The following is a 19,416-nucleotide window of genomic DNA, read 5'->3' as shown; positions in this document are numbered from 1 at the left end:
CGTATAAGGAAAAGATAGAATGGCTAAAGGGCAATCATTACAAGACCCGTTTTTAAACGCTTTGCGTCGCGAGCGTGTACCCGTCTCTATTTACTTGGTTAACGGCATTAAACTTCAAGGGCAAATTGAATCTTTCGATCAATTCGTCATTTTATTAAAAAATACCGTCAGCCAAATGGTTTACAAGCACGCTATCTCAACCGTCGTGCCATCGCGCCCTGTTTCTCACCACACCAATGCGCCAGGTAGCAGCAATTATCATAATAATGGCACTGCTGGTACGGGTTCACACCATGAAGGTGAGTCTGCAGAGTAATTTCCTTTCGACCGGAGAGTTTAGGCTCTCTGGTTGTCATCCTTTCAGTGAGGTTATCGCTTGTTTGAGCGTTATGATGCCGGCGAACAGGCCGTTTTAGTTCATATCTGGTTTGCACAAGATAAAGAAAGCGAAGATCTACAAGAGTTCGAAACACTTGTCTCTTCCGCAGGGGTTGAAGCCCTGCAAGTTGTTACGGGAAGCCGTAAATCCCCTCACCCCAAATATTTCGTTGGCGAAGGTAAGGCAGAAGAGATCGCGGATGCGGTCAAGGCTACCGGGGCCAGTGTCGTGATTTTCGACCATGCATTAAGCCCTGCCCAAGAACGGAATTTAGAAAGACTGTGTGAGTGTCGAGTGATCGATCGCACAGGGCTTATTTTAGATATCTTTGCGCAGCGAGCGCGCACGCACGAAGGTAAATTACAGGTTGAATTGGCCCAGTTGCGCCATTTAGCGACCCGATTAGTCCGTGGTTGGACGCACTTAGAGCGTCAAAAAGGCGGTATCGGCTTACGGGGTCCTGGTGAAACGCAGCTTGAAACAGACCGACGCCTATTACGGAATCGCATCACTCTGATTCTCTCTCGACTGCAGCGAGTCGAAAAACAGCGTGAGCAGGGGCGACAGGCACGGGCCAAAGCGGATATCCCAACCGTATCGCTGGTAGGCTATACCAATGCGGGTAAATCGACATTATTCAACAGTATTACCTCGGCAGAGGTCTATGCGGCTGACCAGCTGTTTGCGACACTCGATCCGACTTTACGACGCTTGTCAGTGACAGACGTTGGCGAAGTGGTATTGGCCGATACCGTAGGGTTTATCCGCCATCTTCCGCACGATTTAGTCGCTGCATTTAAGGCGACACTACAAGAAACCCGTGAAGCTACGCTGTTATTACATGTGATTGATGCAGCCGATTTACGTGTGAATGAGAATATCGAGGCGGTCGACGACGTCTTGGCAGAAATAGAGGCAGATGAAATTCCTGCTTTGCATGTTATGAATAAAATCGATCAATTAGAAGGGTTTGTGCCACGTATTGATCGCAACGAAGAAGGTATTCCGATACGAGTCTGGCTTTCTGCTCAGAGCGGGTTAGGATTACCTTTGCTGTGGCAGGCGCTTTCCGAACGGCTTTCAGGCGAGATTGCCCAGCATACCTTGACGCTTCCTCCGGAAGCAGGTCGTCTACGTAGCCGTTTTTATCAGCTTGATGCAATTAAAGAAGAATGGAATCAGGACGATGGTTCCATCGGTTTACAGGTTCGTTTACCGATCGTCGAATGGCATCGTCTTAATAAGCAATATCCGGCTTTATCAGATTACGTTGTAAAATAAGTATTCGGCCCCTAGAGTGGGGCCTCCACAATGTCACTAAATGGAGATTAGTATGATGTGGAAACAAGCGGGTAGCCAGGAAACCCGGTGCAGTGTATTGGCGCAGAATAGCGGCGCTGATTCTCAACAACCAAGCTTACAGCATGGTCCCCCAGACCTTGAAAAACTCTTTCGTCAGGCGATAGCAAAATGGTTTACGCTGTCAGGACGACGTCGGCAGGGATCTTCCCCATCCCCTTCAACACCCTCTTTCTCAATGCTTATCCCCGTTGCATTGATCTTACCTGGCTTATGGGCGGTTAGTGGCTTTTATACCATCGGTGAGGGCGAGCGTGGGGTGATTACTCGGTTGGGGAAATATAGCCACCTCGTCGACCCAGGGCTAAATTGGCGACCTGCCTTGATTGATCGGGTGACCGCTGTCAATGTTGCTTCGGTGAAAGAGTTAGCAGCGACAGGAAGCATGTTAACCGCCGATGAGAACGTGGTTCGGGTGGAAATGAACGTTCAATATCGGGTGGTCGATCCTGTGCGCTATCTCTATTCCGTTGTGAATGCTGAAGATAGCTTACGCCAGGCGACAGATAGCGCCTTGCGTGGCGTGATTGGTCGCTCGACGATGGATAGGGTGCTGACTGAGGGGCGAACGATTGTCCGAAGCGAGACCCAGCGGGAAATCGAACAGACGATGTTACCGTATCAAATGGGGCTAGCCGTCCTTGACGTAAACTTCCAAGCTGCGCGTCCGCCTGAAGAGGTTAAGGCCGCCTTTGACGATGCCATTGCCGCGCGTGAAAATCGAGAACAGTATGTGCGTGAGGCAGAAGCATATGCTAACGAGGTTCAACCTCGCGCGAATGGGCAAGCGCAACGGATCCTTGAAGACGCGCGAGCCTATAAAGCGCGTACTGTTTTAGAAGCCGAAGGGGAATCTGCGCGCTTTAATAAAATTCTACCGGAATACCACGCTGCCCCAAAGGTAACCAAACAGCGGCTTTATCTGGAAACGATGGAGAAAATCCTCGCGCAGACGCCTAAGGTCGTTACGGGGCAACAAGGCAATACCCTAAGCCTACTTCCGCTGGAACAACTGTTAAAATCGCAAGACTCCGCACAAACGACGTCTCAAAACCAGGCACAGCGCCTTAAGACTGAGTCGCCAGGATCCGCATTGCGTAATTATTCTCGTCAAGGAGGGCGTGATAATGAGTAAAGTATTACTCGCAACGGGCTTAATAGTATTAATGATTCTGTTCAACGCTTGCTTCATTATTCCCGAAGGAGGACGTGGAATCGTCGTTCGCTTTGGTAAAGTTCTGCGCGACGAGCAAAACGTTCCCGTGGTGGTTGAACCGGGATTACATCTGAAATGGCCGTTGGTTTCTACGGTAAAGATTCTCGATGCGCGGATCCAAACACTGGATAATCAAGCGGACCGATTCGTGACAAAAGAGAAAAAAGATCTGATCGTTGATTCGTATATCAAGTGGCGAATCAGTGATTTTAGTCGTTATTATCTTGCTACGGGAGGCGGTGAAATTTCTCGGGCTGAACTGTTACTCAAACGTAAATTCAGCGACCGACTGCGTTCGGAAATCGGCCGTCTTAATGTGAAAGATATCGTGACCGATTCTCGTGGGCGATTGACTACGGATGTGCGCGACGCCCTGAATAAAGGCAGCGCTGGCACCGAGTATGATGAGCTTGAGCAGGTGCCCGATTCGGCTGATACGGCGGATAGCTTACATAATAATAGTATGGCAGCCTTAGGGATTGAGGTTGTCGATGTGCGGATTAAACAGATTAATCTTCCTACTGAAGTCTCTGAGGCGATCTTTAATCGGATGCGTGCAGAACGTGAGTCTGTGGCGAGAAGCCAACGTTCTCAAGGTAAAGAGGAGGCCGAAAAATTACGCGCTCAGGCCGACTATGGTGTGACCAAAACACTTTCTGAAGCGCAAAAGCAAGCGCTGATCATCCGTGGAGAGGGTGATGCTGAAGCGGCGAATATCTTTGCCAGTACCTATTCGCAAGACCCTGATTTTTTCGCTTTCTTGCGTTCGCTCTCTGCCTACGAAAAAAGCTTTGCTTCGAGCAATTCGCTACTCTTTATCGATAATAACAGCGAGTTTTTACGTTTTATGAAATCGCCCTAACGCTGCAATTATTTTCAATTCCTAGTAGACTGCAGGGGCCGGTGATTTTACCGGCCCTTTTTATTGTAAGGAACCCTCATGCACTCAGCTATATGGACAGCCGTTTCATTACTATTAATCGTGGAAGGGTTAGGTCCCATGTTATTGCCTAAGGTCTGGAAAAGAGGCTTACTTACGTTGATCAGTTCACCTGAAAAGCTCTTAAGACGCTTCGGCGGTGCCTTTGTTGTGGCGGGAGTCGTGATATTTTATATGATGCATAAGTAGTATATAGAATATAAAACTGCGAAGGAGTCATTTTTGCAGTGAATATTTTGTGCAAATAAAAAAGCGACGTTCGCTTATTAAAAAAGCTGAAACCGAGAAAAGCTGGTGGTAGAATCCATTTTTAAGCAATCAATGGTTTTAGAAAATGGGTAATAATGTTGTCGTACTTGGCACCCAATGGGGTGACGAGGGCAAAGGTAAAATTGTAGATTTGCTGACTGAGCGCGCAAAATATGTCGTCCGCTATCAAGGTGGACACAATGCTGGTCATACGCTCGTCATCAACGGTGAAAAAACCGTTCTTCACTTAATCCCTTCAGGTATCCTACGTGATAATGTTACCAGCATCATCGGTAATGGTGTCGTGCTCTCTCCAGAAGCTCTGATGAAAGAGATGAAAGGCCTGGAAGATCGTGGTGTCCCAGTACGTGAACGTTTACTGATTTCTGAAGCTTGTCCGCTGATCCTGCAATATCATGTTGCCATGGATGTGGCGCGTGAAAAAGCGCGTGGCGCTAAAGCTATCGGTACCACTGGCCGCGGTATTGGTCCAGCGTACGAAGATAAAGTCGCTCGTCGTGGTTTACGCGTCGGAGACCTTTTTGATAAAGAGACCTTCGCCGTTAAGTTGAAAGAGATCGTCGAGTATTACAACTTCCAGTTGGTGCACTACTACAAAGAGCCAGCGGTTGATTACGACACTATCTTAAACGATACCTTAGCCATGGCAGATATCTTGACCTCTATGGTTGTCGATGTCTCTGACCTGCTAGATAAAGCACGCTTACGCGGCGACTTCATGATGTTTGAAGGCGCGCAAGGCACGCTGCTCGATATCGACCACGGAACCTATCCCTATGTCACCTCTTCCAACACCACTGCAGGTGGCGTGGCAACAGGTTGTGGTTTAGGCCCTCGTTACGTTGATTACGTTTTAGGGATCGTTAAAGCCTACTCTACCCGTGTCGGTGCGGGGCCTTTCCCAACAGAATTATTCGATGATATCGGTGAGTTCTTAGGTAAGAAAGGTAACGAGTTCGGTGCTACCACCGGCCGTCGTCGTCGTACAGGATGGTTAGACATTGTTGCGGTACGCCGTGCTGTGCAAATCAACTCCCTGTCAGGCTTCTGCTTAACCAAACTGGATGTCCTTGATGGATTGAAAGAAGTTAAGATCTGCGTGGGATATCGTTTACCTAACGGTAAAGAAGTTGATACTACACCTCTGGCAGCAGAAAATTGGGAAGGTTTAACGCCAATTTATGAAACGATGCCGGGTTGGGATGACAATACTTTCGGTGTGAAAACCCGCGATGGTCTGCCACAAGCAGCCCTGAATTATATTCAGCGCATTGAAGAATTAACGGGTATCCCGGTAGACATTATCTCTACGGGCCCTGACCGTAGCGAAACGATGATCTTACGGGATCCGTTTGACAGCTAATGTGATAAGAATGGCCGGTACAATACCGGCCATTGTTTTTCCTTCCTACCTGACTAAATCTTCCTTGCAGTGTTCTCTGTGTATTGACCTACAAACAAAAGGCCCGCACTATCGAGATTGGTTTATAATTCAGTTGAGCCATTTATCTTTTCGTCCTGAATATTTATTGAGGCAGACGTGCAACTGACCAGTTTTACTGACTATGGGCTACGAGCATTGATATTTATGGCGAGTTTGCCCGCTGGCAAAATGACGACGATTACTGAAGTCAGCGAACTTTATGCTATTTCTCGCCACCATATGGTTAAAATTGTTCATAAGTTGAGTCAGGAAGCCTTTATTCAATCAAGTCGAGGAAAGCAGGGAGGAATACGTCTTGCCAGGCTTGCAGAATCAATCAATATCGGGGACGTTGTCCGTCGTTTGGAACCCCTACAGCTGGTCGATTGTGACCACTGCTTAATTACACCGTCCTGTCATTTGAAAAGGATACTCGCACAAGCGATGAAAGAATTCCTCGCTGAGTTAGACAAATATACCCTAGCGGATATCGCAAATGACGGGAACTTGAAACGGATTTTCAACGCTGAAATTTCCGTAGAGAACTTATACTAGAGACATTGGAGGACCCTGTGTCACAAGATCCCTTTTTACAACGGGAAACGGAAAAATATGAAAATCCGATCCCGAGTCGCGAGTTTATCCTCGCCCATTTAGAAAAACGTGAAACGCCCGCTCGCCGTGATGAAATTGCAGCGGAGCTGAACATTACCAGTGAAGAGCAACTGGAAGCATTACGTCGACGCTTAAGGGCGATGGAACGTGATGGCCAGTTAGTTTTCACCCGCCGCCAATGCTACGTCTTGCCCGAGCGTTTAGACCTTATCCGCGGCAAAGTGATAGGCCACCGAGATGGTTATGGCTTCTTACGCGTCGAAGGGCAGAAGGATGACTATTATCTTTCGGCTGAACAGATGAAGCTTTGCTTACATGGCGATATCATCTTGGCCCAAGCAGCGGGGTCTGATCGTAAAGGCCGTCGCGAGGCCAGAATGGTTCGTGTGGTAGAGCCTCGTAACCCACAAATTGTTGGGCGCTACTTTACCGACGCGGGCGCGGGCTTTGTTGTCCCTGATGACAGTCGTCTCAGTTTCGATATCTTAATCGAAGCCGATCCTGCGATGCAGGCACGCATGGGGGCGGTGGTCGTGGTGACCTTAGAAAAACGGCCTACGCGTAGAATGAAAGCCATCGGTAAGATCACTGAAATCCTCGGTGATGAGATGGGCACGAGCCTCGCGGTGGATATGGCCCTGCGTACTCATGAAATCCCTAATGAGTGGCCAAGTGACGTCGAGGCAGAGATCAGTCATCTTAGTGAAGAAGTCCCTGAAAGCGCAAAACAAGGGCGTATCGATTTACGTCAACTGCCGTTAGTGACTATCGATGGTGAAGATGCGCGTGACTTCGATGATGCCGTGTATTGTGAGAAAAAGCGCGGCGGTGGATGGCGACTATGGGTCGCGATTGCCGATGTGACCTACTACGTCCGACCTGGCACGGCACTGGACCACGAAGCTGAAAAACGCGGAACCTCAGTTTACTTCCCAACACAAGTCGTCCCGATGCTGCCTGAAGTCTTATCAAATGGGCTTTGCTCGTTGAATCCGCAGGTGGATCGTCTCTGCCTAGTCTGTGAGATGACGATTTCCGCACGTGGCAAGTTAACCGGCTACAAACATTACGAAGCGGTAATGAACTCTCACGCTCGGCTGACTTACAATAAAGTCTGGTCGATTCTTGAAGGTGATGAAGCATTACGTGAGCAATATGCCCCTCGGGTGAAAGACCTTGAAGAGCTGTATGCCATGTATCAAGTCTTGGAAACCGCGCGTACGCAACGTGGCGGTATCTCGTTTGAGACTGAAGAGCCGAAGTTCATATTCAATACGGAACGTCGCATTGAACGTGTCGAGCGTCTGCGCCGTAATCCTGCACACAAGCTAATCGAAGAGTGCATGATTCTGGCCAATATTGCCTCGGCACGCTTTGCCGAGAAGTACCAAGAGCCAGTGCTGTTCCGTGATCACGATCGTCCTACAGATGAAAGTATCAAAAGTTTTAGAAAAGTATTGGGCGAACTGGGACTAACCTTGACTGGCGGAAATAAACCTACGCCGCTTGATTATGCAGAGTTACTGACCGCGGTTGCAGACAGACCCGATGCGGAAATGCTGCAAACGATGCTACTACGCTCGATGAAGCAGGCCATTTACGATCCTGAAAATCGTGGGCACTTTGGTTTAGCCTTGACCTCCTATGCGCACTTTACGTCGCCGATCCGTCGTTATCCAGATTTACTGCTGCACCGCTCACTTAAATACTTGATTGCTAAGGAGCAAGGACAGCCTGTCGATACCCTCACGCCGGGGGGCGGTTGTCACTATGATATGCAGCAGATGTTGCAGTTAGGTCAGCACTGTTCATTAACGGAACGGCGGGCAGATGAAGCGACACGCGATGTGGCTGACTGGCTAAAATGCGACTTTATGCAGGATCAGGTGGGGAATACCTTTACCGGTGTCATTTCTAGCGTAACCAATTTCGGTTTCTTTGTTCGACTGGCTGACCTGTTTATTGACGGGCTGGTGCATGTGTCGACCTTAGATAACGATTACTACCGTTACGACCAAATTGGTCAGCGTTTAACCGGAGAAGCGAGTGGCCAAGTATTCCGCTTGGGCGATACGGTCGAGGTGCGGGTTGATGCGGTCCATATGGATGAGCGTAAGATCGATTTTGCGCTAATTTCAAGTCAACGCAAACCGCGAGGTGAAGGCAAGACGGAAAAAGATCGGGCGAAGAAAACCGCGTCCAGCGCAGGGAAAAAACGCCGTAATGCGGGTAAAAAAGTTAATTTTGAGCCAGACAGTGCCTTTCGCGGGACCAAGAAAAAAGAGGGTGAGAGCACCGTAAAAGCGGCCACTAAAAAACCCAAAAAAGTCTCAGAAAAAACACGTAAAATAGCGGAAGCTACGAAAGCAAAGCGTGCAGCGAAGAAAAAACGCGCAGAATAAGCGTAAGCAGAATCTGCTGGCAACCTTGAGTTGCCAGCCCTCTCAAGGCAATTGATAGAAAAATTATGAGTGAAAAAATTTTTGGCATCCACGCGGTTCAAGCCTTATTGGAACGTCAACCTCAGCGCTTTCAACAAGTCTTTATATTAAAAGGCCGGGATGATCGTCGTTTACAGCCGCTGATTCAGGCATTGGAATCACAGGGTGTCACTATTCAAGTGGCGACCCGTCAATGGCTGGACGAGGCGGCAGAAGGTGCCGTGCATCAAGGGATCTTGGCATTAGTGAAGCCGGGGCGTCAGTATCAAGAAGGTGATCTGCCTGATTTACTGGAAAAGCTGGATAAACCGCTGCTGTTAATCCTCGATGGCGTCACCGATCCTCATAATCTTGGTGCATGTCTACGTAGCGCTGATGCAGCAGGCGTGGCTGCGGTGATTGTGCCGAAAGATCGCTCGGCGGCGTTAAATGCTACCGCTAAGAAAGTGGCCTGTGGTGCAGCAGAAACCGTTCCGCTTATTCGTGTGACGAACCTTGCAAGAACAATGCGTTTGTTACAAGAGTACCATATTTGGATTGTCGGCACGGCCGGTGAAGCCGACCATACGTTATATCAGAGCAAAATGACTGGCGGTATGGCACTGGTGATGGGTGCCGAAGGCGAAGGCATGCGGCGGTTAACGCGCGAACATTGTGATGAGTTAATCAGTATCCCAATGGCGGGCTCTGTATCTTCACTCAACGTTTCCGTTGCCACGGGGATCTGTTTGTTTGAAGCGGTACGTCAGCGCCAATAACTCGCAGATAAGCATCTCCTTCTATGAAGGGGATGCTTAGTTACCCTAGTGGTATTCTTCAGGTGTTATCGTAACCGTATAGATAAGCTTACTGTCGACGAAATAGTTATAGACAGTCCCGCCAGTAAAAAAATCTTTGAAAATCTTCATCTTGTCATCACTCTTACACTATTGAACCTGTATCGCTTTCTTTATATTTTCCTGCCAATAGTGCGTGTTCATCACGGAGACTGGGATACCTTTTACGTCTAAATGGTAAATAAAGGCATTATCTTTCATTGAAATCTCGGTCAGTAACGTTGCTTGATCAATCAAGATTGGTAACTTTTTCTTAATATCATCAAGAATCGTCGCTTGCATGGCCGATTTATCATTCACGTCCTGCTTCTTAAAGTTCTCAATTTTTTCTGATGATGGAGTATGAGTGGCTTCCTTACTGGCGACCTTCTCCTGTTGGGGTTTCGACGCATCATCGCAGGCAGCGAGCAAACATAATGCGATCGTCAATGTAATAAGATGGTACGAGGCCATATCTAGGTTCCCTGATGGGGGGGCTGAGTGTTTAACATTTTTATCACAATTTAAGGTGGCTCGCCTTAATGATTAAGAAAAAATCGCCACTACTAAGCGGAATTGACCGTGCAATACGGCTTAAGCTGTGAGCTGCATTATATTTCGATAAACTAGTCAGCGAATTGTGTGAGCCGTGTAACCTTATTCTGGAACGAAATATGCATCACTATGAGTGCACTCTGTGGTGCCACTTTCTAGGAGCTTATTTTGAACCGTACAAACCAACCCTTAACCCCGCTAGAGTCGACTCAGCAGGCATTAGATTTTATACAAAGTGAGACCCTTTCTTCAGATCAACTCGCGCTTCTCAATCAACTGACCGTCGACGGTTTCCGTCAGCATGTTAACCCTGGGTTCCTAGAATATCGCAAATCAGTCACTTCAGGTGGCGGCTATGCTGCAGTAGAGTGGCGTGCCACGAGCTTGAATACCCTAGCGGATACCCGCGGTAATGAGTACATAGATTGTCTAGGTGGCTACGGAATTTTTAGTGTTGGCCACTGTAATCCGACGGTAGTTGATGCCGTGGAACATCAACTCCACAAGCAACCGCTACACAGTCAGGAACTGCTCGATCCTTTACGTGCCCTCTTGGCGCAGGCCTTAGCCGGTCTTGCCCCGGGGGAGCTGAATTATTGTTTCTTTGGTAATAGCGGTACCGAGTCTGTGGAAGCAGCACTGAAATTAGCCAAAGCATACCAGGCCCCTCAAGGGAAATTCAGCTTTATTGCCGCGAATGGCGCCTTTCACGGTAAGTCGTTGGGGTCATTATCGGCGACCGCCAAACCTGTCTTTCGAGAGCCTTTCCAACCATTGGTACCAGGATTTCATCATGTCGATTTTGGTGATATTCAGGCAATGCGCGCGAAAGTGGCGGAGTGCGAGGCACGAGGCGAGGGAATTGCTGCGGTGATCCTTGAACCTATTCAAGGTGAGGGCGGCGTTATCCTGCCGCCAGACGACTATTTACCCGCGGTACGTGCATTGTGTGACGAGATAGGCGCATTATTGATTCTCGATGAGGTGCAAACGGGAATGGGCAGAACGGGTAAAATGTTTGCTTGCGAGCACTATGGGGTCGAGCCAGATATTCTCTGCCTGGCGAAAGCGCTGGGCGGCGGAGTGATGCCTATTAGTGCAACGATAGCCAGTAAACGCGTCTTTTCGGTGCTTTTCGATAATCCTTTCTTACACACTACAACCTTTGGCGGTAATCCAATGGCCTGTGCTGCTGCGTTGGCAACGATTAATGTCTTGCTTCGTGATGATCTGGCTGCACAGGCGCAGCACAAAGGTGACTATTTGCTGAAGGGGCTTAAGGCGTGCGCTAAGCGTTATCCTCAGGTCATTACTGCAGTAAGAGGAATGGGATTCTTACAAGCACTAGAGTTTTACGATAATGAGACCGGTTATGCCTTTGCCAGTGAGATGTTCCGCCGGGGAGTACTGGTGGCGGGAACATTAAATAATGCTCGGACTGTCCGGATTGAGCCGCCTTTGACGTTAACTCTGGCTCAGTGTGATCAGGTGTTAGAACAGGTGGAAAAAGTATTAGAACAATTATCTCCCTCTTCTGGGAAAGGCGCGGCCACCCAAGCCTCTCCTTCACTTATTCACTGATGTATCACCCGCTTACCTAAGGTAAGCGGGGCTTTTCTTATTGGCTAAAGACCAACTCTCTCTTCGTCCACCAATACCAGATAATCCAACACACGCCGATCGCCGTCCAAACTAGTCCCAATCGCATCGCATCTTGGTCTAAGTTCAGCCACATCACGCCGACACAGACTATACCGGCAATGGGGATCAAAAGGTGCGCAAGCCAGTGAGATGGAGTCTTGATATGTTTTTGTTGAATAGCATAGTAGGCGATGACTGACACATTCACAGAGGTAAAGGCAACCAGCGCACCGAAACTAATTAAAGAGACTGCGGTATCAAGATTAAAGAACACAGCGGTCATTGCTAGCGCCCCGACAAACAGCACGCAGTAAAGGGGGCTACCTAAACGCGGGTGGATATAGCGAAACTTATCGATAGGAAAAATACCATCACGCCCCATGATATGCAGTAAACGTGCAGCACTGGCGTGGGAGGCTAAGCCGGAAGCAAAGGTATTAATTAAAATCGCTACAAGAAAGACCGACTGGAAAAATTTCCCTCCAACATAGAGCACAATTTCAGGCATGGCTTCAGTAGGATTTTTAAATTGGATATTCGTCGGGAAGTAGAGCTGGGTAAACCAAGCTGCGACGAAGAAAATAACACCCCCGATCAATGCGGTTAGGAGGACTGCTCGCGGAATAGTACGGTCAGGTTGATGCGATTCATCAGATAAGGTTGTGACGGCATCAAAACCGAGAAATGAGAAGCACAGTACGGCGGCACCGGCTACCAACGGCAGAAACGTCGGCTCGCCATTCCACAGCGGTTTTAACGTCCAAACTGCCTCATGGCCATGTTGATGCCCGACTCCCTGAATCACCAACCAAACGAATACCGCCATTAACAGCACAGGGGCGCCGACAAACAGGAAGTTAAGGTTTGCTAGCAAGCGAATATTACGACTATTTACCCAAGTGACTAAGCCAGTGAACAAGACGATCCACAACCACGAAGGCACCTGAGGAAATAGCGATTTCAGATAAATGCCAGCTAGGAGGGCATTGATCATCGGCAACAACATATAATCCAGCAGCGATGCCCAGCCCACTAAAAAACCGGCCCGATTACCGCAAGTCTTACGGGCATAAGTGTAGGCAGAGCCTGCTTTGGGGAAGACTTTGACCATTTTGCCATAACTGAAGGCCGTCAATAACACGGCAAAGAGGGCTAAGAGGTAGGCCAAGGGAACGCGGCCTGAGGTCATACCGGAAACAATTCCGAAGGTATCAAATACTGTCATCGGTGTCATATAGGCAATGCCAACGATAACTACCTGCCATAATCCTAAATTACGCTTATATGTTACTTCTTGAGTCATTCAACACCACCTGGGACAAAATTGGGTAATACTGTTTAAGCAATTTCTATGCCCAACTACCGGTGAATGCAGCCTAGAAATGGTTTCTAACTTGCTAAAATAGGCTTTTTTTCAACAGAGTAAAGTAGGGAGGAATAATAAAATTTTTTGTAGTGAGAAAAGCAGTAAAACGGGCAGGGGAAGGAAGGTAAGAGGACGGCGAAAACCGCCCTCTATAGGCTAAAGGTTAAGCCCTATTCGCTATAGTTAAAGGCTTTTGGGTGGTTCGCCAAGCTCCCGGTTGTGGCAGCGTAGAGAATCGTTTTGCCATCGATCGATAATTCATCACTAACGTTGAGCCATTGTAAGGTTTCACGATGCGATTTTTCATTCGTTTGCAGATAAAGCCCACTCATCTGTTTTAGCTTGGCTGAATACAGTACGGCAAACTGCTGGTTACCGCAGTTGTGCGGTTTACAGATGGCGTAGACCTGATAATCATTCCCTTTCACTGTCACGGTTTGCGCTGGAGATTCCACGCCCCCGGTTTTAATCCAGCTAGGCAGGTTCTGGTGGCGGGTTAGTGCGGTAAGCGCTTTTCCCCCTTCTGGCGTTTTGACGAAATCACTAAAGGTTGTGTCCGCGGCGAAAGCAGCCGGTGCGACGAGTAGCGCCGCGATAATACCGATTGGCTTTAACATAACTCCTCCTATGATAATCGTCCCCAGTATAGACCCTGATGAAGCGTGATGGCGAATAATCGAGATGTTTACTAAATAAGCGGCGTATTGTCTTGTGTTTAGTCGCCAGTATCAGTATTATTACGCGTCAAATTTTTCAGCCGCATTTTAAAACGTTCCTTGCTTCCATGGGCCGCGGCTGACCCTGACAGGAGGCTGAATAATCCGTAAGGAGCAACCGATGCGTCATTACGAAATCGTATTTATGGTTCATCCTGACCAGAGCGAACAGGTTCCTGGCATGATCGAGCGTTACACTGGTGCTATCACTGGTGCAGAAGGCAAGATCCACCGTCTGGAAGACTGGGGCCGCCGTCAGCTGGCTTACCCAATCAACAAATTGCACAAAGCACACTACGTTCTTCTGAACGTGGAAGCTCCGCAAGAAGTGATTGACGAGCTGGAAACAAACTTCCGCTTCAACGACGCCGTTATCCGCAGCATGGTCATGCGCGTTAAGCATGCGGTAACTGAAGCATCACCAATGGTTAAAGCAAAAGAAGAACGTCGTGATCGTCGTGATGACTTTGCTAACGAAGCCGCTGATGACTCAGATGCTGAGGATTCTGAAGAGTAATTCTTGATGGTGGCTAACCGTCTACAACTGTCTGGGCACGTGTGCACAGCCGTAGTAAGAAAAACTAGCCCCTCAGGAATCCCGCATTGCCAATTCGTGTTAGAACATGAATCTATGCAGCGGGAAGCCGGAATAAACCGGCTGGCTGTGTGTCGTATCCCAGTGATTATCAGTGGGCATGAACATCAGCTTATTACTCAACATATAACGGTCGGCAAGCAGCTGTTACTTGAAGGTTTTGTTCATAGCCATAAGGCGAAAACAGGCCAAAGTAAACTTGTACTGCATGCCGAGCAGATTGAATTGATAGATTCTGGAGACTAGCCAAATGGCACGTTATTTCCGTCGTCGCAAGTTCTGCCGTTTCACCGCGGAAGGCGTTCAAGAGATCGATTATAAAGATATCGCAACGCTGAAAAACTACATCACTGAAAGCGGTAAGATTGTACCAAGCCGTATTACCGGTACCCGTGCAAAATACCAGCGTCAGCTGGCCCGTGCTATCAAGCGCGCGCGTTACCTGTCCCTGTTACCGTACACTGATCGTCATCAGTAATCGGTAGCTGTCCATTAACGACTTTAAGAGGATAAGGTAATGCAAGTTATTCTGCTTGATAAAGTAGCAAACCTGGGCAACCTAGGTGATCAGGTCAATGTGAAAGCGGGCTACGCTCGTAACTTCCTGGTACCACAAGGTAAAGCTGTCCCAGCAACTAAAAACAACATCGAGTTTTTCGAAACTCGCCGTGCTGAGTTAGAAGCTAAATTAGCGGAAACTCTGGCTGCTGCTAATGCTCGTGCTGAGAAAATCAATGCACTGGGCACTGTCACCCTCGCAACTAAAGCGGGTGAAGGCGGTAAACTGTTCGGTTCAATCGGTACTCGCGATATCGCGGATGCTGTGACCGCTGCAGGTGTTGCTGTTGCTAAAAGTGAAGTGCGTTTACCAAATGGTGTTCTTCGCACCACTGGTGACCACGAAGTTGATTTCCAAGTTCACGGCGAAGTTTTCGCTAAACTGGTTATCAAAATCGCTGCTGAGTAATTTCAGCTGTGAGAAAAATGCCGGCGAAAGCCGGCATTTTTGCTTTTAACTATTGTACCCGTAGGAAGCGCCCATCTTCTTGGCGGACAAACAATACTTGCCCCTGCGTATTCTCCAGCGTTAACCCTGTTACCGTCTTATTGGCTTTCATCCGTATCTTCACGGCTTGTCCGGCACTCAAGGTGCCTAACGGCTTATCATCACCTTGCACGTTGGCCATCGCATACACGTCCTCTGTCTCAAGTCCCTGATCACGAAATAGCTGCGCTAACGTCTCCCCTGCGGCAATATGGTAGGTGTGCCATGCTCCCTGACTCTCGTTTTGGTCAGCCAGTATACTCGGCGGGTCAATGTGGCGTAGGGTGACATCTGGGGCAGGGGGTGGCCCAGGTAATAGTCCGCCAATAATGACCAGTAAAGCGGCAACTGCTAGGGCTCGTCGATGCCAAGGCGAGAAGGGGGCGAGCAGGGGTTCAAGGCGTGGGCGAACCTTGTCTCGATAAAATTGCCCGATTGCTTCAAACAAGATCGAAATCCTCTCCTTCATCGCTGCCTCCTTTAGCATTGGGCTGAGGGTCAGCCGCTATTACAGCTATCATTGTTAATCTTTCTTAAGAAAAAGTCATTACTCGGCGGATCAATTTTACGAATAGCCCTGACGCTGCTATCCTTGCGGTTCAATTTATTTAGAGAAAAGGAACAGAAATGACGACTCTTTCTTTTGACAGTGTCGAAACGCAAGCAAGCTATGGCATTGGCCTGCAAGTCGGACAGCAATTGTTAGAATCAGGATTACAAGGTCTTGAGCCTGAAGCTTTATTAGCTGGTCTGCGTGATGCGCTGGAAGGAAATTCGCCGGCTGTACCTATGGATGTTTTACACCGTGCATTACGTGAAATGCACGAGCGTGCTGAAGCTGTACGTGACGAGCGCACTAAAGAGATGGCTGCTGAAGGGGCAAAGTACCTTGAAGAGAACCGCCAACGTGAAGGCGTAAACAGCACTGAGTCGGGATTACAGTTCCGCGTCCTCACTCAAGGTGAAGGCGCTATTCCTTCTCGCCAAGATCGTGTGCGCGTGCACTATACCGGTAAATTGACCGACGGTACGGTATTCGATAGCTCAGTTGCGCGTGGTGAGCCAGCAGAATTCCCAGTGAGCGGCGTGATCGCAGGATGGATCGAAGCATTAACCTTAATGCCGGTCGGATCAAAATGGGAGCTGGTTATCCCTCAACATCTTGCCTATGGCGAACGTGGCGCAGGGGCTTCAATCCCGCCATTCAGCACCTTAGTCTTCGAAGTTGAATTGCTGGATATCCTGTAATTCTATTGACCTAATCAACCGGCCAAAGGCCGGTTTTTTTTCGCCTAGGTAATGAGGTTTACCCAGCCCTTATGACGGAGTATGGTAATCTCACTCATCATAATTTCTGATATTACTAACTGTCGTTGACGGGAGGCTGAGAATGTTAGACCAGATTAATCAGATCGCACGCCAAGCCGGTGAAGAGATCCTAAAAATCTATCATCGCGAAGAGGGGCTTGATGTGCAGATCAAGACCGACGATTCACCCGTCACCGCCGCGGATATCGCTGCCAATAGTGTCATTATCGATGGCTTACAGGCCTTGACCCCTGATATTCCTATTTTGTCTGAAGAGTCCGTGGTGGAATGGTCGGTGCGGCAGACATGGACCCGCTATTGGCTGGTTGATCCGCTCGATGGCACTAAGGAATTTATTAAGCGTAATGGTGAATTCACCGTGAATATTGCCTTGATTGAGAACGGTAAACCGATACTTGGTGTCGTGTACGCGCCGGTATTGGATGAATTGTACTGTGCAGCGGAGGGTAAGGCATGGAAAGAAGAGAAAGCAGGGGAACGGCATCCTATCAGTGTGACCCATGCACAACCTCCTTTAGTTGTCGTCAGTCGCTCGCACGCCAACAACGATCCTGAGTTAAGCGATTACCTGCATCAGCTCGGTGAACATCAAACCGTGGCGATTGGTTCCTCCCTAAAATTCTGTCTCGTCGCAGAAGGGAAGGCGCAGCTTTATCCACGCTTTGGGCCAACCAATATTTGGGATACAGGGGCTGGCCACGCCGTAGCCTTAGCTGCTGGTGCACAAGTCACAGATTGGCATGGTCGCACGCTGGATTATACGCCCCGTGAGTCCTTCTTGAATCCCGGTTTTCGCGTATCGTTGTTTTAATTCCTCTCCTTTTCTTTTGCTCCCTTATAGCCGGGAGCAAAATAATTTGCTTTCGCCATAAATTTGTCATCAAACCTGCCGATAATCCTGAGTAGTTTCTTAATCATAAGAAATAAAAGGCTTAGATTTCATTATCAAAGACGGAATTATTAGTCAAAATCACTCCCTTTGATAGGTTAATCAAATATTATTAATATGTAATTTTTGTGTTTTCTGGATAACAAACTACACTCTATCTCAGAACGCAGGAGCGAAAGAGAGAAAGACCCAGTGAAAATTTACAAACGATATAATCCGATTCAAATTGCCCGTTACGTTAAAACGTTATTTAAAGGCGAGATTTATATTGAGGATGTTGGCGAGTTTCATTTTGACCAAGGAAAGGTATTGAAACCTATTAACGGCGATATTCAGCGTTTAAGTATAATGTCTGAAATTAATCGTCAGGTGAATGCGTTACAAGTCAAATTCTAATTATCGGGCCACCGAAGCGCTGCTTCCGTGGCCCGAGTGATTATTGCTGCTTACCTGTAATCTCGTCGATCACTTGGCCCGCAGGGGTTAATGGCGTAGGGCGTTCGTCGCTGACGCGCGTGACCAACAGTTGGTCAATACGGTAGTTATCGATATCAACCACCTCGAACTTATAGCCAGAGAAGATCACGAAGTCAGTTCGTTTCGGGATCTTACGCAGCATATACATCATAAAACCACCAATGGTTTCATAATTACCTGAGTGTGGAAACTCTTCGATATGCAGTACACGTACGACGTCATCGATCGGCGTTCCGCCTTCAACTAACCACGAATTGGCATCACGTGCCACGATTTGCTCTTCAAAACCTTGACCGACTAAATCGCCCATCAGTGTGGTCATCACATCGTTAAGCGTGATAATTCCGACCACTAAAGCGTATTCGTTCATGATCACCGCGAAATCTTCACCCGCGGTTTTAAAACTTTCTAAGGCTTCAGACAGCGTTAAGGTATCGGGGACGATCAACGCTGAACGGATTTGTACACCGCTACTCAAGGTCATGCTCTGATTGCCTAGCACGCGCAGCAGTAACTCTTTTGAATCGACATAGCCAACGATATGGTCGATATCGCCATTACACACCAAGAACTTGGAGTGAGGATGGTCGGCAATTTTCGATTTTAATACCGCTTCTTCTTCATTGAGATCAAACCAAACAATGTTTTCACGAGAGGTCATAGAAGAGGGGACAGTACGAGATTCCAGCTCGAAAACGTTTTCAATCAATTCATGCTCTTGTTTACGTAATACGCCTGCCAAGGCGCCCGCTTCCACCACCGCATAAATATCATCCGGCGTGATATCGTCTTTACGATCCATCGGAATTTTAAATAGACGGAAAACGTTGTTCGCCATACCGTTGAAGAACCACACTAACGGACGGAAAATCAATAAACAAATTCGCATTGGCCCAATAATCCGCAGCGCGATGGCTTCTGGCGCAATCATACCAATACGTTTAGGTGTGAGGTCAGCGAACAAGATAAACAGGCTGGTTACCACGGTGAAAGAACAGATAAAGCTCAGCTTTTCTGATAATTCTGGAGATAAGAACCGATGAAAGAAATCAGAGAAAACCGGCATAAAGGCGGAGTCTCCGACAATACCGCCTAGGATGGCAACGGCATTGACACCAATCTGCACAACGGTAAAAAACATTCCAGGTGATTCTTGAAGCTTGAGCACATGCTCTGCACGAATATCACCATCGTTGGCGAGGAGTCTGAGTTTGATTTTCCGCGCGGCAGCCAAAGAGATCTCTGACATAGCAAAGAAAAAACTAATAACAATTAATACTAGGATGACAAGTAAGCTATCTAACATAAGGAGTCCGAAGTTTATAAGCTTGTCATTTTTGGCCTG

At 48.1% G+C, this 19,416-nt stretch carries 22 protein-coding genes; 17 read left to right on the top strand and 5 right to left on the bottom strand.

Translation table 11 applies throughout. The features are described from left to right. Positions 1 to 19 precede the first annotated feature (19 nt). The 9 genes from hfq to rlmB all read left to right on the top strand — a co-directional run bounded on the left by hfq (position 20) and on the right by rlmB (position 9,401). A complete protein-coding gene (gene hfq, locus HGT71_RS04160; RefSeq protein ID WP_071433907.1) occupies positions 20 to 316 on the top strand; it encodes an RNA chaperone Hfq in 297 nt (98 codons plus the stop codon). Positions 317 to 376: 60 nt separating this feature from the next. After that, positions 377 to 1,660 (top strand): ribosome rescue GTPase HflX, encoded by a 1,284-nt coding sequence (gene hflX / locus HGT71_RS04155; RefSeq protein WP_214216725.1) that lies wholly within the window; start codon positions 377 to 379, stop codon positions 1,658 to 1,660. Between the two features lie 52 nt (positions 1,661 to 1,712). Then, entirely contained in the window at positions 1,713 to 2,873 is a 1,161-nt protein-coding gene (hflK, locus tag HGT71_RS04150) for an FtsH protease activity modulator HflK (RefSeq protein WP_214216724.1), read from the top strand. Continuing rightward, positions 2,866 to 3,816 carry a protease modulator HflC gene (gene hflC, locus HGT71_RS04145; RefSeq protein ID WP_214216723.1) on the top strand — a complete coding sequence of 317 codons (951 nt, stop codon included), beginning with the start codon at positions 2,866 to 2,868 and terminating at the stop codon, positions 3,814 to 3,816. The genes hflK and hflC overlap by 8 nt, the downstream gene beginning before the upstream one ends. A gap of 78 nt (positions 3,817 to 3,894) precedes the next feature. Beyond that, the gene (locus tag HGT71_RS04140) at positions 3,895 to 4,083 is read left to right on the top strand and encodes a DUF2065 domain-containing protein (protein ID WP_048912792.1); all 189 of its coding nucleotides are present in this window, start codon (positions 3,895 to 3,897) and stop codon (positions 4,081 to 4,083) included. 145 nt (positions 4,084 to 4,228) lie between these two features. After that, positions 4,229 to 5,527, top strand: a complete 1,299-nt coding sequence (locus tag HGT71_RS04135) for an adenylosuccinate synthase (protein ID WP_214216722.1) — start codon at positions 4,229 to 4,231, stop codon at positions 5,525 to 5,527. Positions 5,528 to 5,704: 177 nt separating this feature from the next. Further along, the gene (gene nsrR / locus HGT71_RS04130) at positions 5,705 to 6,142 is read left to right on the top strand and encodes a nitric oxide-sensing transcriptional repressor NsrR (protein ID WP_214216721.1); all 438 of its coding nucleotides are present in this window, start codon (positions 5,705 to 5,707) and stop codon (positions 6,140 to 6,142) included. Between the two features lie 17 nt (positions 6,143 to 6,159). Further along, a complete protein-coding gene (gene rnr / locus HGT71_RS04125; protein WP_214216720.1) occupies positions 6,160 to 8,604 on the top strand; it encodes a ribonuclease R in 2,445 nt (814 codons plus the stop codon). 65 nt (positions 8,605 to 8,669) lie between these two features. After that, complete coding sequence (rlmB, locus tag HGT71_RS04120) at positions 8,670 to 9,401, top strand: 23S rRNA (guanosine(2251)-2'-O)-methyltransferase RlmB (RefSeq protein WP_062811973.1); 732 nt, start codon at positions 8,670 to 8,672, stop codon at positions 9,399 to 9,401. Between the two features lie 168 nt (positions 9,402 to 9,569). Here rlmB and HGT71_RS04115 read toward each other — a convergent pair whose 3' ends face one another. Then, positions 9,570 to 9,932, bottom strand: coding sequence for a hypothetical protein (locus tag HGT71_RS04115; protein WP_214216719.1), 363 nt, complete (start codon positions 9,930 to 9,932; stop codon positions 9,570 to 9,572). Positions 9,933 to 10,181: 249 nt separating this feature from the next. On the opposite strand from HGT71_RS04115, the gene HGT71_RS04110 reads away from it, so the two are divergent. Then, positions 10,182 to 11,594 carry a putrescine aminotransferase gene (locus HGT71_RS04110; protein ID WP_214216718.1) on the top strand — a complete coding sequence of 471 codons (1,413 nt, stop codon included), beginning with the start codon at positions 10,182 to 10,184 and terminating at the stop codon, positions 11,592 to 11,594. A gap of 37 nt (positions 11,595 to 11,631) precedes the next feature. Here the strand turns inward: HGT71_RS04110 and HGT71_RS04105 are convergent, their stop codons facing one another. Further along, positions 11,632 to 12,957 (bottom strand): APC family permease, encoded by a 1,326-nt coding sequence (locus HGT71_RS04105; RefSeq protein ID WP_214216717.1) that lies wholly within the window; start codon positions 12,955 to 12,957, stop codon positions 11,632 to 11,634. 233 nt (positions 12,958 to 13,190) lie between these two features. Beyond that, the gene (locus HGT71_RS04100; protein ID WP_214216716.1) at positions 13,191 to 13,637 is read right to left on the bottom strand and encodes an Ivy family c-type lysozyme inhibitor; all 447 of its coding nucleotides are present in this window, start codon (positions 13,635 to 13,637) and stop codon (positions 13,191 to 13,193) included. Between the two features lie 220 nt (positions 13,638 to 13,857). Between HGT71_RS04100 and rpsF the strand changes: the two genes are divergently transcribed. Genes rpsF through rplI form a run of 4 tightly spaced genes read left to right on the top strand, consistent with a single transcriptional unit; the run spans position 13,858 to position 15,298 of the window. Continuing rightward, entirely contained in the window at positions 13,858 to 14,253 is a 396-nt protein-coding gene (gene rpsF, locus HGT71_RS04095) for a 30S ribosomal protein S6 (protein WP_048912783.1), read from the top strand. 9 nt (positions 14,254 to 14,262) lie between these two features. Then, on the top strand, positions 14,263 to 14,577 hold the full coding sequence (gene priB, locus HGT71_RS04090; RefSeq protein ID WP_241592723.1) for a primosomal replication protein N: 315 nt from the start codon (positions 14,263 to 14,265) through the stop codon (positions 14,575 to 14,577). Positions 14,578 to 14,581: 4 nt separating this feature from the next. After that, a complete protein-coding gene (rpsR, locus tag HGT71_RS04085; protein WP_000135199.1) occupies positions 14,582 to 14,809 on the top strand; it encodes a 30S ribosomal protein S18 in 228 nt (75 codons plus the stop codon). A gap of 39 nt (positions 14,810 to 14,848) precedes the next feature. Further along, on the top strand, positions 14,849 to 15,298 hold the full coding sequence (gene rplI / locus HGT71_RS04080) for a 50S ribosomal protein L9 (RefSeq protein ID WP_048912781.1): 450 nt from the start codon (positions 14,849 to 14,851) through the stop codon (positions 15,296 to 15,298). Positions 15,299 to 15,347: 49 nt separating this feature from the next. Here rplI and HGT71_RS04075 read toward each other — a convergent pair whose 3' ends face one another. Beyond that, positions 15,348 to 15,845, bottom strand: coding sequence for a LysM-like peptidoglycan-binding domain-containing protein (locus HGT71_RS04075; protein ID WP_244986392.1), 498 nt, complete (start codon positions 15,843 to 15,845; stop codon positions 15,348 to 15,350). Positions 15,846 to 16,003: 158 nt separating this feature from the next. Here HGT71_RS04075 and bamJ point away from each other — a divergent pair, with 158 nt between their 5' ends. The 3 genes from bamJ to HGT71_RS04060 all read left to right on the top strand — a co-directional run bounded on the left by bamJ (position 16,004) and on the right by HGT71_RS04060 (position 17,990). Next, positions 16,004 to 16,624: a BamJ family beta-barrel-assembly machinery protein gene (gene bamJ / locus HGT71_RS04070; protein ID WP_048912779.1), complete on the top strand. Its 621-nt coding sequence runs from the start codon at positions 16,004 to 16,006 to the stop codon at positions 16,622 to 16,624. Between the two features lie 142 nt (positions 16,625 to 16,766). Then, positions 16,767 to 17,516 (top strand): 3'(2'),5'-bisphosphate nucleotidase CysQ, encoded by a 750-nt coding sequence (gene cysQ / locus HGT71_RS04065; RefSeq protein ID WP_214216714.1) that lies wholly within the window; start codon positions 16,767 to 16,769, stop codon positions 17,514 to 17,516. 270 nt (positions 17,517 to 17,786) lie between these two features. Beyond that, positions 17,787 to 17,990 carry a DUF1107 domain-containing protein gene (locus HGT71_RS04060; protein ID WP_099823504.1) on the top strand — a complete coding sequence of 68 codons (204 nt, stop codon included), beginning with the start codon at positions 17,787 to 17,789 and terminating at the stop codon, positions 17,988 to 17,990. Between the two features lie 40 nt (positions 17,991 to 18,030). Here HGT71_RS04060 and paeA read toward each other — a convergent pair whose 3' ends face one another. Further along, entirely contained in the window at positions 18,031 to 19,377 is a 1,347-nt protein-coding gene (paeA, locus tag HGT71_RS04055; RefSeq protein WP_099823506.1) for a polyamine export protein PaeA, read from the bottom strand. Between the last annotated feature and the right edge of the window lie 39 nt (positions 19,378 to 19,416).

The sequence above is a fragment of the Rosenbergiella epipactidis genome, assembly GCF_018494055.1.
Classification (GTDB): domain Bacteria; phylum Pseudomonadota; class Gammaproteobacteria; order Enterobacterales; family Enterobacteriaceae; genus Rosenbergiella; species Rosenbergiella epipactidis.
Note: the sequence above shows the minus strand (reverse complement) of the source record. Positions and strands in the feature narration are given on the sequence as shown.